This window comes from Lysinibacillus sp. NPDC093712, assembly GCF_050280025.1.
Classification (GTDB): domain Bacteria; phylum Bacillota; class Bacilli; order Bacillales_A; family Planococcaceae; genus Lysinibacillus.
The window spans coordinates 353,551-371,317 of sequence record NZ_JBNNUU010000004.1; the positions used below are offsets into that span (position 1 = coordinate 353,551).

16 protein-coding genes and 1 riboswitch are annotated in these 17,767 nt (G+C 37.1%); of the genes, 6 read left to right on the forward strand and 10 right to left on the reverse strand.

Features of this window, described 5'->3' with window-relative positions; translation table 11 throughout:
- Positions 1-27: 27 nt before the first annotated feature.
- Positions 28-1,107 (reverse strand): metallophosphoesterase, encoded by a 1,080-nt coding sequence (locus ACQKNX_RS17105; RefSeq protein WP_427429913.1) that lies wholly within the window; start codon positions 1,105-1,107, stop codon positions 28-30.
- 159 nt (positions 1,108-1,266) lie between these two features.
- Between ACQKNX_RS17105 and ACQKNX_RS17110 the strand changes: the two genes are divergently transcribed.
- Entirely contained in the window at positions 1,267-2,415 is a 1,149-nt protein-coding gene (locus tag ACQKNX_RS17110; protein ID WP_427429914.1) for an acyl-CoA dehydrogenase family protein, read from the forward strand.
- 382 nt (positions 2,416-2,797) lie between these two features.
- On the opposite strand, the gene ACQKNX_RS17115 is transcribed toward ACQKNX_RS17110, so the two are convergent.
- The 4 genes from ACQKNX_RS17115 to ACQKNX_RS17130 form a co-directional block, all read right to left on the reverse strand.
- A complete protein-coding gene (locus ACQKNX_RS17115) occupies positions 2,798-4,984 on the reverse strand; it encodes a histidine kinase dimerization/phospho-acceptor domain-containing protein (protein WP_427429915.1) in 2,187 nt (728 codons plus the stop codon).
- Between the two features lie 15 nt (positions 4,985-4,999).
- Positions 5,000-5,155 (reverse strand): hypothetical protein, encoded by a 156-nt coding sequence (locus tag ACQKNX_RS17120; protein WP_340821151.1) that lies wholly within the window; start codon positions 5,153-5,155, stop codon positions 5,000-5,002.
- The gene (locus ACQKNX_RS17125) at positions 5,133-5,825 is read right to left on the reverse strand and encodes a response regulator transcription factor (protein ID WP_340821152.1); all 693 of its coding nucleotides are present in this window, start codon (positions 5,823-5,825) and stop codon (positions 5,133-5,135) included. Before ACQKNX_RS17125 ends, ACQKNX_RS17120 begins: the two co-directional genes overlap by 23 nt.
- 109 nt (positions 5,826-5,934) lie before the next feature.
- Positions 5,935-6,792 carry a DMT family transporter gene (locus tag ACQKNX_RS17130; protein ID WP_427429916.1) on the reverse strand — a complete coding sequence of 286 codons (858 nt, stop codon included), beginning with the start codon at positions 6,790-6,792 and terminating at the stop codon, positions 5,935-5,937.
- Between the two features lie 157 nt (positions 6,793-6,949).
- Between ACQKNX_RS17130 and ACQKNX_RS17135 the strand changes: the two genes are divergently transcribed.
- Positions 6,950-7,180 (forward strand): DNA-binding protein, encoded by a 231-nt coding sequence (locus ACQKNX_RS17135; RefSeq protein ID WP_337980032.1) that lies wholly within the window; start codon positions 6,950-6,952, stop codon positions 7,178-7,180.
- Between the two features lie 62 nt (positions 7,181-7,242).
- On the opposite strand, the gene ACQKNX_RS17140 is transcribed toward ACQKNX_RS17135, so the two are convergent.
- The 3 genes from ACQKNX_RS17140 to ACQKNX_RS17150 all read right to left on the reverse strand — a co-directional run bounded on the left by ACQKNX_RS17140 (position 7,243) and on the right by ACQKNX_RS17150 (position 10,742).
- The gene (locus ACQKNX_RS17140; protein ID WP_401011058.1) at positions 7,243-8,229 is read right to left on the reverse strand and encodes a homoserine dehydrogenase; all 987 of its coding nucleotides are present in this window, start codon (positions 8,227-8,229) and stop codon (positions 7,243-7,245) included.
- Positions 8,230-8,646: 417 nt separating this feature from the next.
- Positions 8,647-9,033 carry a hypothetical protein gene (locus ACQKNX_RS17145; protein WP_427429917.1) on the reverse strand — a complete coding sequence of 129 codons (387 nt, stop codon included), beginning with the start codon at positions 9,031-9,033 and terminating at the stop codon, positions 8,647-8,649.
- Positions 9,034-9,440: 407 nt separating this feature from the next.
- Positions 9,441-10,742 (reverse strand): O-acetylhomoserine aminocarboxypropyltransferase/cysteine synthase family protein, encoded by a 1,302-nt coding sequence (locus ACQKNX_RS17150; RefSeq protein ID WP_427429918.1) that lies wholly within the window; start codon positions 10,740-10,742, stop codon positions 9,441-9,443.
- A gap of 113 nt (positions 10,743-10,855) precedes the next feature.
- Positions 10,856-10,969, reverse strand: a riboswitch (SAM riboswitch).
- A gap of 157 nt (positions 10,970-11,126) precedes the next feature.
- On the opposite strand from ACQKNX_RS17150, the gene ACQKNX_RS17155 reads away from it, so the two are divergent.
- Positions 11,127-11,768: a glycerol-3-phosphate acyltransferase gene (locus tag ACQKNX_RS17155; protein WP_340821157.1), complete on the forward strand. Its 642-nt coding sequence runs from the start codon at positions 11,127-11,129 to the stop codon at positions 11,766-11,768.
- Positions 11,769-11,969: 201 nt separating this feature from the next.
- Here ACQKNX_RS17155 and ACQKNX_RS17160 read toward each other — a convergent pair whose 3' ends face one another.
- A complete protein-coding gene (locus ACQKNX_RS17160) occupies positions 11,970-13,490 on the reverse strand; it encodes a succinate CoA transferase (protein ID WP_403055939.1) in 1,521 nt (506 codons plus the stop codon).
- A 310-nt stretch (positions 13,491-13,800) separates the two neighbouring features.
- Between ACQKNX_RS17160 and chrR the strand changes: the two genes are divergently transcribed.
- Together chrR and ACQKNX_RS17170 are read left to right on the forward strand one after the other, a co-directional pair.
- Complete coding sequence (gene chrR, locus ACQKNX_RS17165) at positions 13,801-14,532, forward strand: class II chromate reductase ChrR (protein ID WP_427429919.1); 732 nt, start codon at positions 13,801-13,803, stop codon at positions 14,530-14,532.
- A 202-nt stretch (positions 14,533-14,734) separates the two neighbouring features.
- On the forward strand, positions 14,735-15,160 hold the full coding sequence (locus ACQKNX_RS17170; protein WP_427429920.1) for a hypothetical protein: 426 nt from the start codon (positions 14,735-14,737) through the stop codon (positions 15,158-15,160).
- Positions 15,161-15,207: 47 nt separating this feature from the next.
- Here ACQKNX_RS17170 and ACQKNX_RS17175 read toward each other — a convergent pair whose 3' ends face one another.
- Positions 15,208-16,887, reverse strand: coding sequence for a hypothetical protein (locus ACQKNX_RS17175; RefSeq protein WP_427429921.1), 1,680 nt, complete (start codon positions 16,885-16,887; stop codon positions 15,208-15,210).
- 176 nt (positions 16,888-17,063) lie between these two features.
- On the opposite strand from ACQKNX_RS17175, the gene ACQKNX_RS17180 reads away from it, so the two are divergent.
- Positions 17,064-17,714 carry a lysoplasmalogenase gene (locus tag ACQKNX_RS17180; RefSeq protein WP_427429922.1) on the forward strand — a complete coding sequence of 217 codons (651 nt, stop codon included), beginning with the start codon at positions 17,064-17,066 and terminating at the stop codon, positions 17,712-17,714.
- The last annotated feature ends 53 nt before the right edge of the window (positions 17,715-17,767 follow it).

The following is a 17,767-nucleotide window of genomic DNA, read 5'->3' on the forward strand; positions in this document are numbered from 1 at the left end:
CTACTCTTTTTTCATATACTACCTCTTTTACTGAAAAGTAATATCAACAACCCATAGCTCAGAACGACTACCTATACGCATTGGTGGTCCCCAAAATCCAAAGCCCGATGAAACAAGTGTATGCATTTGTCCCTTCATCTTATAACCATGATCCAGCTCAAAAACACGTGCTGTAATATATTGATTTGGCCATAATTGCCCTTTATGCGTATGACCAGACATATGGAGATCTACCCCTGCCTGCTCCGGCGTTGCCAAATCATCCGGTGTATGATTCATCACAAACCAAGGCAAATGATCGTTCAATTTTATAGCATCGAGTTGTTGTCTTTCTTTATTCGTAATATCTTCTTGGCCCGTTACTATAAACGCATTGCCTACCAGAATTGTTTCATCTCGTAAAATTTCCACTCCAGCTTTTTTCATTTCCTCTACAAATTCAGGAATTTTCTTTCCATAATATTCGTGATTACCAAGCACACCATACACACCATAAGTAGCCGTAAGCTGTTTCATCACATCAGCCATTCCCTCTTGAACAAACCATTTTGGGTCATCATCAACAATGTCTCCTGCTAAAAAAACAACATCTGGCTTCGCTTCATTCGATAAATTTACAAAACGTTGTAAATGCTTTTTATTTGATAACACACCTAAATGAAAATCGGAAGCAATAACAACCCGCATCGACGATAACTCACTATCTTTTTTATCCATTGTAATGTCTAAATTACGTACAACCGGAGAATATGCCAGATACGTACCGACAACCCACAGTACAAAGAACGTAACGACAGCCAAACTTCCAATAATGCGAATATTATTGAATGGCGTTAGCCACATAACAATTTGTACTGTTAAACATAATAATAAGCCATATTCAAATATAAACATCCAATAATTACCTATTACAGAAAACACACGTAAAGATTCATGTATCCTTCCTATAAGAACACTAAAAGAAACAATATAAAGTAACAGCCAATAGAAAATTGGATAGTAAAACCAATTCATTGCGACAAGCCACTGCTTTAAGCCCCACCCTAAATAGAACGTTAAAGCACTATATATACCTAAAAAAAGAACTCCCATGCTTATTTTTGCCATATACTAGCCCTCTACTTTCATATATTCATAGTGATTATAGCATTACAGATGGAAATCGTATTTTTAAAAGCTCTTTTATTTTAGGCAATATTTCAGTAACATTATAGATGTATTAGAAAATTTATGCATAAACGAGCAAATAAAGGGGTGTTGTCTCAGATGGGGAAGTATAAATTTGAATCCACAGAACATGAGTTATTCCGCAAAACGTTCCGTAAGTTTTTAACAGAAGAAGCAGAGGTCCATTATAATCAGTGGGAAAAAGATCACCTTATTCCGCTTGATTTTTGGCGTAAGCTTGGACAATTAGGTTATCTATGTCCACAAGTGGAAGAACAATATGGGGGTCTCGGTTTAGATTTTAGCTTTGGTGTCATTATCCAAGAAGAATTAGAACGCGTAGGTTCAAGCCTTATCGGTGTCGGTTTGCATAATGATATCGTTGTCCCTTACATTGAGGCATATGGAACAGCTAAACAAAAATCACGCTGGCTCCCTAAATGTGTCACAGGTGAAACTATTACAGCAATTGCAATGACAGAGCCCGGAACAGGCTCCGACTTAGCGAATATACAAACGACCGCTATTCGAGATGGCGATCATTATATTGTTAATGGTCAAAAGACCTTTATTACGAATGGGATTCATGCAAATTTAGTCGTTGTCGCGGTAAAAACGAACCCCCATGCTGAGAAAAAACATCGAGGAATTAGCCTTCTCGTTATTGAGGCAGGAACACCAGGCTTTACGAAGGGGCGTAAACTCGAAAAAGTAGGCATGCATGCGCAAGATACGGCCGAACTATTTTTTGAGGATTGTCGTGTTCCAGTAGAAAATTTATTAGGTGAGGAAGGAAAAGGCTTCACTTACATGATGGAAAAGCTTCAGCAGGAACGTTTAGCTGTAGCAGTCGCCGCCCAATCCGCAGCCGAAGATATGCTCGCATTAACAATTGATTATGTTAAATCACGTCAAGCTTACGGAAAATCCATTGGTGACTTCCAAAATACGCAATTTAAAATTGCTGAAATGGCGACAAAAATAGAACTTGGCAAAACGTTTTTAGAATCTTTAATCGAAGAACATATTGCTGGTAAAGACGTTGTGACAAAGGTTTCTATGGCGAAATACTGGATTACTGAAAACGCTCGAGAGATATCTGCTCAGTGCATGCAGTTGCACGGTGGCTACGGTTATATGGAGGAATATAAAATTGCACGACGTTATCGTGATATTCCCGTAATGTCTATATACGCTGGCACAAATGAAGTGATGAAAATGATTATTGCAAAAAATGTAGGGCTATAAAAAGCATTGTCGCTGCGAGGAAATGCGACTAGAACAAAAGGAAAAAGTGTTAGATTGCTCTAGTCAATCTAACACTTTTTCTCTGCCGTTGTTGTCCGCTACGGCGGACGCTTTCCGCGGGCACACCGTAAGCCGCACCCCTCGCTAACGCGCGGTTTGTTGCGTCTTACGCAGTGTGCGTTCCCGCAGGAGTCGCCTCCTTCGCTACCAACAACTAGTGTTCACTTCTAATCTTTATTGATTGCTAAGGATAGAAATGCTAAGTTTTCGTTCACTCTACCTAGCTGAAATTTACAATAGCTTTGCCATAGATGCCGTACCTTTGGGAAAGTAAGTTTCTTGAGCGGAAAGTTTAAACAGCGGCAAATTATGCCGCTGCTTTTTACACAGCTGGTATCCGAACAATTACTTTAAATAAATCTCCATCTACGTCTATGCTCATACGTGCTCCGTGCAAATCTACAATAGATTGTGCAATGGCTAAACCTAACCCTGAGCCCTCTGTATGACGTGAAGCATCTGCTCTCTTAAAGCGTTCAAATAATTCATCAGCATTTTCACTTATTTCATATTTCGCAACATTTTTCACAGTGAATTCAGCATCACCGTTAGTCGTTCTTTTTAACGTAACATAAACACGTGTACCTTCTAAGGCATATTTCAATACATTGACAATTAAATTATCGATAAGTCTCCACCATTTTTGTCCATCAACATAAGCGTAAATAGGATCATTAGACATCGACATGCGCAAATCTAAGCGTGCTTTACTTAAATCTTCCTCATGCTCTCCTACCGCCTGCTGAACAAGCTGTGTTACATCAACACGACTTCGATGAAGCTCAATATTGCCACTCGCCATTTTGGAAACTTCAAACAAATCCTCAATTAATACTTTTAAACGGTCTGATTTTTTATCGAGAATATGAATATACTGCTTACGCTCCTCTTCCGTAATATCTGGATTTTTCAGTAAATCTGTATACGTAATTATAGATGTAAGAGGGGTACGTAAGTCATGGCTAACATTTGTAATTAACTCTGTTTTTAAACGTTCACTCTTTGCCTGTTCATGCATTGATGTACGAACACCATCACGTAAATGATTAAGATTTTCTGCATGGGCTGCTAGCGGGGATTTCCCCTTTACTTTCACATCTCGATTTAGACGCCCTTCTGCCATATCCTTTGTATCCTTCATAATGCGATTTAAATAACCCATTTTAGAGAGAAAGACAATCATTGCTGGGAAACCGACAATCGCACATATCCCCAATACTAGGACTGGGAATCCGCCTGCCACAATACTAGCAACAAGACTACCACCACCAAAAAAGGCAGCTGCAACCATGACAATGGAGTTTAACGCGATCGATCGATTTAAAAATAAATCAGTCATCGATTCCCCTATCCCCCACATATAACTATTTTGGACATTTTCACTTAGTTTTTTCACTGTGTTTACGCGCTCATACAGCCAAATAGCTTGCACGAAAAACGCAACACCAATAACGATTAATACCACTATTTTAAATGCGAAGTCCGTTAAAAATCGTACATAATTGTATTGGTACGTATATTCAATTGCTTCGAATGCAATATGTGACGAAAACCAGTATATACAACCTGTAATGAACAGTAATACTATTTGGATATCAATGCGAAGCTTGGCTAAAGATTCTTTTTCCTTTAAGCTGCCTATAGTAGGAAGCAATTCTTTACGTCCTTTCCAAGCAAAGAATGCTGCTATAAGACTTGTAAACCAAATAACAAAAAACATGTATTGATTCCGTTTAAATTGGTCATACCCATCCATTATCGCTGCAGACTGTGCAGCTCTTTTCGAGATAGTAATCGTTCCTGTGTATTCACTCGTTTCATTTAATACATCGGATTCAATGTAGACATCCGAACCGTATAACAAATGACTTGAATTGTTACTGATGCTTCCCGTTCTTAGCGGAGGGTGTACATATGTTATTTTATATACATTGCTGTCAGTAATATCTCCGGATTGAAAAGTTTCTCCAGTTTCAACATTCGTTAATTCATAAGATAAATAGCTATAGTTTTTCGCAAATTCTTTTGCTTCATCTTTTACAGCTTTTATATATTTATCGATGAGCGCACCCTTTTGCGCCGTAATTTTCTTCCGAACATATTCATCATCTTCAAAGTTTTTCGTAATATCTTTTATTTTGGAATCTTGCTCATTTTCAAGCTTTGTTTTTAATTCGTTGGCATTATTATCAGCAGCTTCTTGAATCTTCTCTTCATATTGACTCTTTATATTATCAATTTGTGTGCCTAGTGAGCCATAATAATTGCGGTGTTCCTCAATTTCATTTTCTGAAACTGTAATCTTGTTCTTTAATTCCTCAGCCGTTGGTAAATTAAGCACTAATGGCCCTAGTTCTGCTTGAAAATTATCCAGTTCATTTTGAAAATTTCCGGATTGAAAATACGATTTCCCTAAATACTGATAGCCAATTTTAGAAAACGTAAATATACCGAAAATAAACCATGTTAAACAAATAAGTGTCAGAAGAGGCTTCCAAATTTTTATCATGTTTCCAACTCCCCTCTAAAAAATTTTTTCAAAAAATTGTAACATTTCGGAGGAGCGGGAATTTACCATTTTATATGCATAAATACCGAAATAAACGAGACCGATAACACCTGCCACAAATCCTGCTATTGTTACATACTTCTCTATTTTATTTTTCCATTTTATAGCCAACGCCCCATACCACCTTTAAATAACGTGGATTTTTCGGATCTGCTTCAATTTTTTCACGTATTTTCCGAATGTGAACTGCTACAATATTTTCAGCATTGTAAGCTTCCTCATTCCATACACGTTCATAAATTTCTCGAATCGAAAAAACACGTCCTGCATTTTTCATTAGTAATTCTGTAATTTTATATTCAATTGGCGTTAAACGAACAGGTTCGCCTTCCAACACAACTTCCTTAGCATCTTCATCTAGCACTAAACCATCAATTTCTACCTTTGCTGCGCCGTCATTATACGTCCCAAGTTGTACATAACGACGCAATTGTGATTTAACACGCGCCAACAGCTCTAAAGGATGGAATGGTTTCGTAACGTAATCATCTGCTCCAACGGATAAGCCATGAATCTTGTCACCATCTTCAGCTTTCGCACTAAGCATTATAATTGGAATGTTGCGCTCTGCTCTAATTTTAAACGTCGCCGTAATACCATCCATATTTGGCATCATAATATCTAAAATAATTAAATGTACTTCATTATTCTCTAGTTTCTCAAGTGCTTCTACACCGTCTGCTGCCTTAATGACATGATAACCTTCATTTTTTAAGTAAATTTCAATACCATCACGAATATCTTGATCATCGTCTGTTACAAGAACTGTTAACTTCGTCATGATATACACCTCGCTCTCAACTATTAGTCTACATATAAAATCTTAAAAACCAACTAGGATAAAAATGAAGAATTTCTTAAGCTTTTACCATTTTCCATTCTTACTATTTCTATTTTTTCCTTCCCGCAAAAGTAAGAACTACAATGCCACTAAGTAGCATTGCAACACCAAACCAAGATGTTACGCTTAAATGCTCGCCAACTAGCACTACACCTAACATTGCTGCAGTTAAGGGCTCCGCAAGTGATAATGTTACAGCAGATGATGAGCTAATTTTCTGAAGACCACTTAAAAACAATAAATACGCTATGCTTGTACACATAACGCCCATAAAAAGCATTGTCCATAAGTTTTGTGTAACTACTAGCCAACTAAACCCATTGCCAATTGAAAAAGGTAGTAATAAAAGCGCACAAATCGAAAACGTCATAGCCACAGCAGGTAATGCTTCCTGCTGTGCCATTAGTTTTTTACTTATATTTGTATATACTGCGAAAGAAACCCCCGCACAAATGGCTAGCCCTATGCCACCCATATGTATAGTTCCATCTCCATTATTAATAAACAAAAGAATACATCCTGTAATTGTCATAACTGTTGCGATGCCCCATACTTTTGTTGGTCGCGATTTCAATAGTAGCCACTCCAGCACGCCTGAAAACATCGGGGCACTACCAATTGTCACAACAGTGCCGATTGCTACGCCTGTTAGACGGATAGATGTAAAAAAAAGACCTTGGAATAAAGCAATACTTGCCGCCGCCAATATTGTCCATTTCCAGGACCATGTTCGAAAAGTAATTTTACGTAACAACACTACTACAACTAATAATAATCCACCACCAATAGCTGAACGAATAGTCGCCACTGCAAACGGCGATACGCCATTATCTAAAAAAGTTTGTGCTGTCCCTGTCATTCCCCATAAAATAGCTGCTAGCAGTACAAAAAAATATGGATAGACCATTGCTGATTCCCTCCTAACCTTTAACACTATTACTGTTAACTATACAGATTTATCCAAAATCAAACAATTCCCAACTTACTTTCCTTACATACAATCCATTATTATGTTTTCTATAACAGAGGAGGTATAATAATAACATTAAAAGGAGCGACCGTTTATGTATAAAACTATTGAAGAAACAGCCTTGGATCTTGGCATGCCTGAGGAGCAGATACTGCGACTTGTTTATGAAGGACGGATCCGTTCAATTTATGATGGGGATCAAATACTGATTAATAGCGGACAATTTAGTACCTATTTTGAACAGTTAGAACGGATAAAAGAAGAAATAGAAATTTGGCGTAACACACCTATTCCTGAAGATATCGACGTGAAGGACGAAGACTAAACTTTAAAAGTGCCAGGCACTCAAACAATTCAAAATTGTTTGAGTGCCTGGCACCTACTCAACTAAATACTTACTACAAATCCAGCACGTTTTCCGATAATCTCAGCGTAGTCCTCAACCATCACACTTGCCGTTGGATACATGCCTGCGCCTGGACCTACTAATGTTAATGTACCAATATAATTTGTTTCAAGCGCAACCGCATTATTAACGTCATCAACCGGATAAAGCGGATGCTCTTTATCTACTAGTTGTGGACCGACCTTTGCAACCACTTTACCATTTGTAAGTTTCTCCACTTCAGCTACATGGCGATAACGTAAGCCTTTTTCACAAGCATCCTTTACCTGTTCAGCTGAGATACAGTCAATGCCTATTACTTCGACGTCAGCCCAATCTGGTTGTTCACCAAATGCTAATGCGCTTAAAATCATTAACTTTTTAAAGGCATCTTGACCAGATACATCATTATACGGGTCCGCTTCTGCGTAACCTAAGTTTTGCGCCTCTTTTAAAGCTTTCTCAAAGGACCAGCCCTGTGCGCGCATTTTTGTTAAAATATAATTTGATGTTCCATTCAAGACACCTTGAATACGGCTTACATCATTTACAAGCAAAATATTTTTCATCGTTTTAATAACAGGCACGCCGCCTGCTGTTGTTGCTTCGAAGCCCACGAATACACCATTTGACTTTGCAAGTTCTTGTAACTCTAAGCCACGTTTTGCAAACATCACTTTGTTTGCTGTAATCACATGGCACTTATGTTCAACTGCACGCTTTAAATAACCAAATGCCGGTTCTTCATTGACAATTGCTTCAAATACAACTTGCATGCCAGGTTCTGCTAAAACCTCATCCATACTCGTTGTTAATAAATGAGCAGTACCTGGAACACGTTCACGACTAGTATCCGTTACTAATATTTTTGCTACTTCCAATTCAATGCCTAATTTCCGTTTAAGTTCTTCACGCTTTTCATTCAATATATGATAGATACCTTGACCTACAGTTCCAAATCCTAAGATTGCTGCCTTTATAGTTGCCATACTTGTTATTCCCTCCAACGTACATTTCTCCAGTTTTATATATATATAAAGTCTGTGCCTACAAGCACATATTCAAATAATTCAAAATTTAACCTAAAGAAAATTGTAACGCAAATAAATACATTGCACAAGAAAAATCTTTCTAGGATGGACAATTGTTTTCTCTAGGAGTGCAAAAGAAATCGGTTTCATTGCCTTTATTATACGTTTTATTAATAAATCTATAATTTTCGAACAACTCTTGACGAATTCTTATAAAAAAAGAAATGCCTTTCTTCTATTATATATGTATGAAGATACCCGTTATAGAATAAGCTGTTTTTGAAAAGCAGTAACTAATTTCACAAATAACGAAAACGCAACAAAAAGCTCATTCCCTATAGCAGTAGAGAATGAGCTAAAAAATATAAGGGAAAGTTAACTTGCTTGTAAAAATAATCGATAACGATATTGCGCTAAAGCTGATTGCACTAGCTTTATTTCTTCTTGTGTAAAGTCCGGTACCGCATATGTGCGTTCAATTAATTGAAACGATCCGTATTTTAAATAATATTCTGTCGCTGGTAGTGCAATATGGCTTGTACCGTAAGCTTCATACTCTTCAAAAACTTCTTTGACTATATAGCCTTCTTCTTTAGCATATACGATTTCTTCAAAAGCACTATGTCCAAAAGTTTGTTGCCATTTTGTTTCAACTGTCGAAAGTAAGTTTTGAATGGATAGGTTGTTCACAAAATGTTGACTTTCATTTAATTCATAAATTATATAAGCTGTAACATTTTGTGCACGATAAACATTTCCCATTTAAAACACTCCTTTTCGATCAGTTTTTTAAGCGAGCGTAGCTACTGGCTATGTAGCTACACTCTTTTCATATATTTATTCAAAAGTGGGGGAGCACTTATGAAAACAAATTAATTGTTACCGCCTAAACTGTAGCGGCATTTAGAATTACGTAACATCGACACTCTTTAAAATTGTTCTAGGTTGGTAGCCATTCGAACATTCAACTTAATCCCTAGTATATAGCATGGTTTTAATCAAGTCAACAATACTTATAAAAATACTAGGTATTATTTATAGGAAATTTCAGATAACTTACCGAATGAGGTAATGATTGATGTAGCAACGTTACACGCATTACCAAATGAGGCATTTCGAATGAGAAAATACGTTAACGCTACGACATGAATCTAATTTATCAATTTATGTTAAGCTTCTACTTTTTGTTCAGTAGGTGTTACTTGTGCAATTGCTTGTTCTAAGTCTGCAATAATATCCTCAACTGCCTCTAAACCGATTGATAAGCGAATGAGCGACTCGGATACGCCAGTTTGGATTAGTTCCTCTGCAGATAATTGTTGATGGGTTGTAGATGCTGGATGAATAATTAACGATTTTGCATCTCCAACGTTTGCTACATGCGAGAATAGTTTCACGCTGTCTATTAGCTGACGCCCTGCTTCTCGTCCACCTTTAATGCCAAATGTAAGCACTGAACCGAAGCCATTTTTCAAGTATTTCTTCGCTAAGTCATGGGAAGCAAAATCCTCTAATCCATTATAATTTACATATTCCACAGATGGGTGGTTACGTAAATATTCAGCAACTGCTAACGCATTCTCATTATGTTTAGGAATACGCAAATGAAGCGTTTCTAAACCTTGTAGTAAGTTAAATGCAGCATCAGCACTTAATGTTGGACCAAAATCACGTAGTAATTGCACACGCAGTTTTGTGGCAAATGCAGCCGCTGCAGTATCAATACCATATCGCAATCCATGATACGATGTGTCTGGCTCTGTAAATCTAGGGAATCTACCTTGTGTCCAATCAAATTTCCCAGCATCTACAACAACGCCACCTAAAGTTGTACCATGACCACCAATCCATTTTGTTGCTGAGTGAACAACTATATCTGCACCAAAGTCGATTGGCGTTGCGCCATATGGTGAAGCAAATGTGCTATCAATAATTAATGGCAAGCCATTTTCATGTGCAATCGCTGCTACTGCTTCTACATCTAAAACCTTTAAACTTGGATTGCCGTAAATTTCAGCAAACACTGCTTTTGTGTTTTCATTAATCGCAGATTGGAAGTTCTCAGGGTTTGTTTCATCTACAAAAATTGTTTTAATACCGTAGTTTGGTAGGGTATTTGCTAATAAGTTATATGTTCCTCCGTATAAAGAGCTTGCTGCTACGATTTCATCCCCTGCACTTGCTAGATTTAAAATTGAAAATGCGATAGCTGCTGCACCTGATGAAAGTGCTACTGCTGCTGTACCGCCTTCCAATAAAGCGATGCGTTTTTCAAAAACATCTACAGTTGGATTTGTAATACGTGTGTAAATATTGCCCGCTTCTTCTAATGCAAAAAGACGTTGCGCATGAGCAGTGTCTTTAAATACGAAAGCTGTTGAACGGTACACTGGTACAGTTCGAGAACCCGTCACTGGATCAGGCTCTTGACCACCGTGTAATAGTAATGTTTCTGGTTTGAAATTCGACATATTTTCTTCCTCCTTAATGGTTTTACGATGGTACCGGAGATGAGGAGGATTTATGTGTAGAAAACAAAAACCCTCTTCAGTTAAGAAGAGGGTTGCGGTTGCAAGTTTTCCTCCCCTTATCTGCCAGATCCAAGTAAGAATCTGTAGGAATTAGCACCTTAGCAAGTTCGTCACTCACTGGTTGCCGGGCATCATAGGGCCTATCCCTCCGCCGCTCTTGATAAGAGTATGTGATTCAATTTCCATCGTTGTTACACAGTATAAACATAGACTTTTTTTCTGTCAACAGTAAAATTTATTTTTTTCTGAAACTTCTGTCTGCTAATTTACGTAATAAGAGCACATACACTATATTAAAAAATAAAAATGAAAGGAGCATTTTTTATGGAAAAAGCCATTATTTTTTTTATTATTATTATCATTGGTTATTTAATCGGCTGTATCCACGGATCTAAAGTAGCACAATTTCTATCGGGTGTAGATTTAAAAAAGACTGGTCATGGCAATGCTGGTGCCTCAAACGCAACGCTTTCTCTTGGCTGGAAATACGGCCTATTAGTGGCACTAATTGATATTGGCAAAGGCGTCGGTGCTATTCTCTGTGCCATCTACTACTTTTCTTCTAATGCATCACAATTCACTGAAATACAAACGTGGCTCTTAATCTATACAATGGCTGCTAGTGTTATTTTAGGGCATAACTTCCCATTCCATATGGGCTTTAAAGGTGGCAAAGGTACTGCCTCCATTATTGGGATTTTACTTGCTGTCGATTGGAAAATTGCTTTATGTGCACTTATATTATTTGTGATTTTATCTTTCGCTACAAACTATTTAATCGTCGGTGTGTTAGAATTTTATATTGTATTTTGTACGGCAACTTATTTATGGATACCTGGAATTGGCCCAACTATTATTTCCATTCTACTTTTATGCATAGCGTTCATCTTGCATATTGAAAATATTAAAAGGCTATTCCAAGGAACAGAACCGAAAGTAACATCTGCCTTTAAAAAATCAGCATAAAACAAGAAGATGGGACATAACTTTGAGGATACTAGTTGGTAGTAGCGAGGACGGTGACTCCTGCGGCAGCAGTACAAACTTCAGACGCAACTGACAGCGCGGCAGCGACGATTTTGGCTGACGTTTACCCGTGAAGTAGACATCAACGCACAGCAAAAAGTGTTAGATCGATAGCAGTCAATCTAACACTTTTTAAATATATTATTTTGCAAATGATGGATCTAACATTGTACCATTCTTTGCTAAATTCACATGCCAAGAAAGTGCTTTTTCTAAATCATGCGGTGTATGGTGACCACCTGTTGCTTCATTTGCGTCATTAAAGTAAGCCCATAATTGCTCTTTATAATCAGGATGTGCACAGTTTTCAATGATTAGACCGACACGCTCTTTAGGTGCTAGACCTCGTAAGTCTGCAACGCCCTGCTCTGTTACGATAACATCCACATCATGTTCAGTATGGTCTACATGCGAAACCATTGGAACGATACTAGAAATTTTCCCACCTTTTGCATACGATTTTGTCACGAAAATACCTAATCGTGCGTTACGAGCAAAATCTCCAGAACCTCCAATACCATTCATCATCTTTGTGCCAGAAACATGAGTTGAATTTACATTCCCATAAATATCTAATTCAAGCGCTGTATTTACAGAGATCAAGCCGAGTCGACGGATAATTTCTGGGTGATTAGAAATTTCCTGTGGTCGTAACACTAATTTATCTGCATATTTTTCAAAATTTCCGTAAACTTGGTTTCCTACTTTTTCAGATAGGGTAATAGATGTAGCAGATGCAAAGCTTACTTTTCCAGCATCCATTAATTCAAATACAGCATCCTGTAGTACTTCCGAATAAACTTCTAAATTTTCAAACTCGGAATCTTTGAAACCTAATAATACAGCATTCGCCACTGAACCTACACCTGATTGTAGTGGGCGTAAACTCGTCGTTAAACGACCTACTTTAATTTCTTCTCTTAAGAAATTCAGTAGATGATTTGCCATAATATCTGTTTCTTCATCAGCCGGAACAATCATTGATGGCGCATCCAAAATATCTGAAATAACAATACCTTTTACTTTGTCTAAATTAAGTGGAATGCCAATTGTACCAAGTCGATCTGACACATTTAGCATTGGAATTGGATCACGTTTACCTTGTGGCCCTGGAACAAAAATATCATGCACACCTTCTAATGCATCAAGCTGTGCTACGTTTAGCTCGATGATAACTTGGTCTGCTTCTTGTACGAAAATCGGAGAGTTACCAACTGAAGTTGTAGGAATTAATAAGCCATCTTCTGTAATAGCAGCAGCTTCAATAATAGCAAAGTCAATCGGACCAATAATGCCCTGACGTACTAATTCAGCATTGTGTGATAAATGGGCATCAACATAAGTAACTTCCCCACTATTAATCATGTTTCGAATGCCTGCGTCTCCTTGGAAAGGCCCGCGCTTGCGAATAACACCAGCTTCTGCTAAGTATTGGTCAACTTCAGGTCCAAGTGATGCACCTGTATATACATCTACCTTGAAGCTTTCTGTTTTTGCTTTCTCAACAAGTGCAAGCGGTACCACTTTTACGTCACCTGCACGTGTAAACCCACTCATACCAAGTACCATGCCGTCCTTAATCCAAGATGCTGCTTCTTCTGCTGATACGACTTTGTTCCGTAATTGTTCATTACGAAGCTTTTTTGCTAACTTTTCATCCATTCCTTATTCCTCCATCCCACATTTATTTACTTCAACTAGATTATTTGTCCTTCACATCGGTACACCCAACCAATGTAAAAAAACAGGAGATAAATAACCTGTCGTCATACATAATTTTACACTATTCAGAACATTTAAGCTATATCTAACAAAATATTTTACTTTACGAGTGAATTAAGTATTAGTCTTAATTATTTGAAAATAGTTTCATCTTAAACGTTCACATTCTTTTATATTGGATTTGATTCGATTTTAGCTATAAATCGTGATATGCTCTTGGTATATTAATTGGGAAAAGGGGACTTTATAGATGGTTAAAGAATTATTACGTAACCACTCTTCGGTTCGTATTTATGATGGGAATCCTATATCTAAAGAAATCGTTGAGGATTTAATTGCTACTGCACAGATGGCAGCAACTTCTCACTTTGTACAAGCATATAGCGTAATTTGGGTAACAGACGAGGAGAAAAAAGAAAAGCTAGGTTTGCTATCAGGAAATCCACGTCAATACGAAACCTCTGGTGGTGCTTTTGTATTTTGTGTAGACTTTAAACGACTACAAATGGCAGGGAAATTAGAAGGTATTGATATTGTTGCAGATTCGGCTGAGAACGTTCTTGTTGGCGTAGCGGATGTATCATTATTTGCACAAAATTTTGTTATTGCAGCTGAATCTATGGGATACGGTATTTGTTATATAGGCGGTGTACGTAATAAGCCTGAAGAAATTAGTGATTTATTTAATTTACCGGACTATGTCTTCCCATTGTTCGGTTTAACAATAGGCGTTCCAGCTCGACGCAATGAGGTTAAACCTCGTTTACCAGTGGCTGCTATCCTCCATGAAAATGCATACAATACAGAAAAATATGAGGAACTGTTACCTGCTTATAATGAAACAATGGAAGCATACTACAATAGTCGTTCCTCAAATCGTAAAATTGATAATTGGACAAAGCAAATGGCTGATTTTTTAGTTGAACAGCGTCGTCCACACATTACTAGCTTCCTAGCAAAAAAAGGATTTAATTGGAAATGACATTACTTAAGTGGGGTTACTATCGTCTGATAATAACTCCACTTTTTTCATATTTTTAACGTTTTTTTATTGCCAACCTAGTATTTTTGACTTGATTGATATGTTAAATTCAGGTACAAATTAAACGAAAAGACTCTTTCCTTTTCCAACATTTCCATTAATATTAATAGAAGGACCCTATCTCGAAAGGAGTTTTGTAAAAATGTCCTTTGTTAATAAGCATCTTGCCCGTACCCTAGAACAACAACATAAGAGAAGCGTAAGAGGTTTATTTTTAAAAATCCAAGACTTAAATAACGAGTGCTTACTTTTAAGAAAGCGACTTGAACAACATATCGACCTCAATCAATACAAAGAAGCTATTGCATATGTCGATCAATTCGTTTCCTATACAACCATTTTAAACTTAAAATTTGTGACAAATACTCAGAACCTAGAAGTGGTTGTGCTGCATGCACTTTTATTGGAGCATATTATAGCTAACGAAACAGCCCATTCATTGGAGTACGAAAATAATTTGTTACAAAGCTATATTCAGGAGATTTTCGCTTTAAATGATCACGCCGCAACACTCTTTTCTAATCATAAAGAAAAGCTGCTACGTTACATCGAGAATCAGACTACATAAAAAAGACGATCGAGACAACAAAATTCATTGTGCTGATCGTCTTTTGTTTATTGTAAACCTTTAATTATTAGCGAGCGTACTGGTAAAAATTGCTCTCCTGTATTCCCATAAGTTAATATTACTTCGTCACCTTCTTGTAAATAAATTGCAAGAGGCTCCGTTTCTGCACTTACTAAATAGTTTTCACCATTATTCAGTAAAAACGATACGATGGTAAAGTCACCGAGGCGTTCCTTATAAACGCGCAGTACTGTTCCACTTGCATTTTTCTCTTCTGCATTTGAACTACCATCAACCGTACTTCCACCACGGCTTAGTGCTGTTTTATATAGTTTCAACGCTTCTTTCGGTGTAGTTGCATAAGCTGAAATTTCAGGATTCGCTGCGGACACGATGAAATAATTTTGTAAGAAGCCATTCGCATCGAGCACTGCTGTTAACCAACTTGCCTCCCCATAAAAGTTATACAATACAGGCATTTCTCCTGCCCACTTTTTCTCAATAAATTTCTTTTCAATAATTTGCAAATTCCCTTGTGAATCCATATAAGATTCATCTTGATTTCCTGTGTAATATGTCGCTTCCCCAGTTCGAGCATTCGTTAATGAGTAGCCAAGCATTGAATCCACGCCCTCTTTCGGACTTGTGAAGTCAGTGAAATAATACATATCGCCTGCCTCATCGAATATTGGGCTGACATTTGATTCTGTGCCTTCATCCGAAGGTAATTTGACATCTTTCTTACCAAACATACTATTCCAATAACCATGAACGTATTTTCCATAATAGCTATTTTGTAAACTTACTGTCTCTGGTGAAACGGCACCATCAATAAACGCCGGAACATCATCTAATTTTACAAGCTCAGATTTGCCTGATAATGCATCTACAAGTACAATGCCCTGTACATCAAAACCATTTCGTGCAGAAATAAACTCCCCATACGAACGGATATAGTATGGTTTACCGTCATCATCAATTTCTAGCTGAACATCTCCATAGAATATAAGGAATGGATGTTGCAAGCGCATATGACGCTCTAAATTAGCATTTAAAAACGCAGAAGGAACGTATTTCATTTCCTGCGGGATAAATTTAGGATTGTCAGCTGAGTCCGTCGCACTCATCGTAAAATAACCTGGTGTCGTTTTACCATTCATCCATTTAAAGAACCCAGAAAATTCAACTGGTGCGATATAAACATACTCACCATTTACTTTTTGAATTTGTAAACGTCCTAGCTCGTAATAACTTGTATTTGGTACTTGCCCAAATGCCTTTTTCATTTTATTTCGGACGAATTTAGGCGGGACACTCGCTGGTGTTTGCGTTTCATCAAACGGCTTAATTTCAACCTCTTCTTTCATTTCCGCTGATTTAAATTTATCGTTAGCATTCCACAGTGGTGCGGACAATACATAGACCCCAACAACTAAGCTTGCTAAAAATAAAACACCTTTAATCTTTCTTTCAATACCACTTGCAAGAAATGCACCACATAAAGTGAGTAATATAATTACTGGCCAAAAGACAAGCCAGTTAACATCAATTTTTGTAACATACAGCGTAATACCCGACGCTATAAATCCAATTACAAAGACACCAATAAAAAAGTAACCAACTACTTTTTTCGATTCACCATCTTCACGCTTCTTCGTTATTAGCGGTGTTAATAGTACACTCGCAATTAATGCAATGACTGCAGAAGCTATTAATAGCTTAGTCATACCGTTCACCCTCTCCTCACTTACTGTCTACTTATTTACGGTTACATATTGAAAAAGTTTCAAACATAAATTGAATTGGACACTTAATAGAAGAACATTGCGAGGTAAAGAGCTTATACTTGAAAAAGGAAATTTAAACAACGATAGAGAATTTCAATGTAAAGGAGCTGAAAAACTTGGCTAGAAAAATTTTGTTAACGTTCATCATACTATTTGGTCTTTATTATATTTTTTTCTTTTCACATATTGACCAAAGTTTGAAACTAATATTCAAAGTCATTCCTATGATTTTGATTATAATTATGGCTGCAACCAAAAAAGCACAATCAATTAAAAAATATCAACTGTTAATAATTATTGGGCTACTATTTTGTATGGTAGGTGACTACACATTACAATGGTTTCTTATTGGTCTTACAAGCTTCTTAATTGGCCATATTTTTTATATTTTTGCCTTTTCAAGTACAAATGAACAGTCCGTACCGACTTGGGCAAAGATTGTATTACTGCTATATGGTGTATTAATGGCGAGCTGGATTGCCACTACTGTCTTTAAATCTGGTGAAACTATACTTACTTTTGCAGTTTTAGCGTATATTTCAATCATTTTAACAATGGGCTGGACTGCCATTCGCACTCGTTCTACTTTCGCTATTATTGGCGCAATATTATTTATCGCATCGGATTCCTATTTAGCGATTAATAAATTTGTTATGCCATTACCTTTTTCACATGAAGTTATTATGATGACATATTATAGTGCTCAAATACTTATTGCATTGAGCATCCTTCAATATTCCGAAATCCGAAGTAAAGTGGTACAATGAAAGTGCCTGGCACTCAAACAATTCAGAATTGTTTGAGTGCCAGACACCTACAA

Excerpts from the sequence above, each read along its gene's own strand:
- ACQKNX_RS17105 (WP_427429913.1), bottom strand. The coding sequence starts at position 1,107 with ATGGCAAAAATAAGCATGGGAGTTCTTTTTTTAGGTATATATAGTGCT.
- ACQKNX_RS17110 (WP_427429914.1), top strand. The coding sequence starts at position 1,267 with ATGGGGAAGTATAAATTTGAATCCACAGAACATGAGTTATTCCGCAAA.
- ACQKNX_RS17115 (WP_427429915.1), bottom strand. The coding sequence starts at position 4,984 with ATGATAAAAATTTGGAAGCCTCTTCTGACACTTATTTGTTTAACATGG.
- ACQKNX_RS17125 (WP_340821152.1), bottom strand. The coding sequence starts at position 5,825 with ATGACGAAGTTAACAGTTCTTGTAACAGACGATGATCAAGATATTCGT.
- ACQKNX_RS17130 (WP_427429916.1), bottom strand. The coding sequence starts at position 6,792 with ATGGTCTATCCATATTTTTTTGTACTGCTAGCAGCTATTTTATGGGGA.
- ACQKNX_RS17135 (WP_337980032.1), top strand. The coding sequence starts at position 6,950 with ATGTATAAAACTATTGAAGAAACAGCCTTGGATCTTGGCATGCCTGAG.
- ACQKNX_RS17140 (WP_401011058.1), bottom strand. The coding sequence starts at position 8,229 with ATGGCAACTATAAAGGCAGCAATCTTAGGATTTGGAACTGTAGGTCAA.
- ACQKNX_RS17145 (WP_427429917.1), bottom strand. The coding sequence starts at position 9,033 with ATGGGAAATGTTTATCGTGCACAAAATGTTACAGCTTATATAATTTAT.
- ACQKNX_RS17150 (WP_427429918.1), bottom strand. The coding sequence starts at position 10,742 with ATGTCGAATTTCAAACCAGAAACATTACTATTACACGGTGGTCAAGAG.
- ACQKNX_RS17155 (WP_340821157.1), top strand. The coding sequence starts at position 11,127 with ATGGAAAAAGCCATTATTTTTTTTATTATTATTATCATTGGTTATTTA.
- ACQKNX_RS17160 (WP_403055939.1), bottom strand. The coding sequence starts at position 13,490 with ATGGATGAAAAGTTAGCAAAAAAGCTTCGTAATGAACAATTACGGAAC.
- chrR (WP_427429919.1), top strand. The coding sequence starts at position 13,801 with ATGGTTAAAGAATTATTACGTAACCACTCTTCGGTTCGTATTTATGAT.
- ACQKNX_RS17170 (WP_427429920.1), top strand. The coding sequence starts at position 14,735 with ATGTCCTTTGTTAATAAGCATCTTGCCCGTACCCTAGAACAACAACAT.
- ACQKNX_RS17175 (WP_427429921.1), bottom strand. The coding sequence starts at position 16,887 with ATGACTAAGCTATTAATAGCTTCTGCAGTCATTGCATTAATTGCGAGT.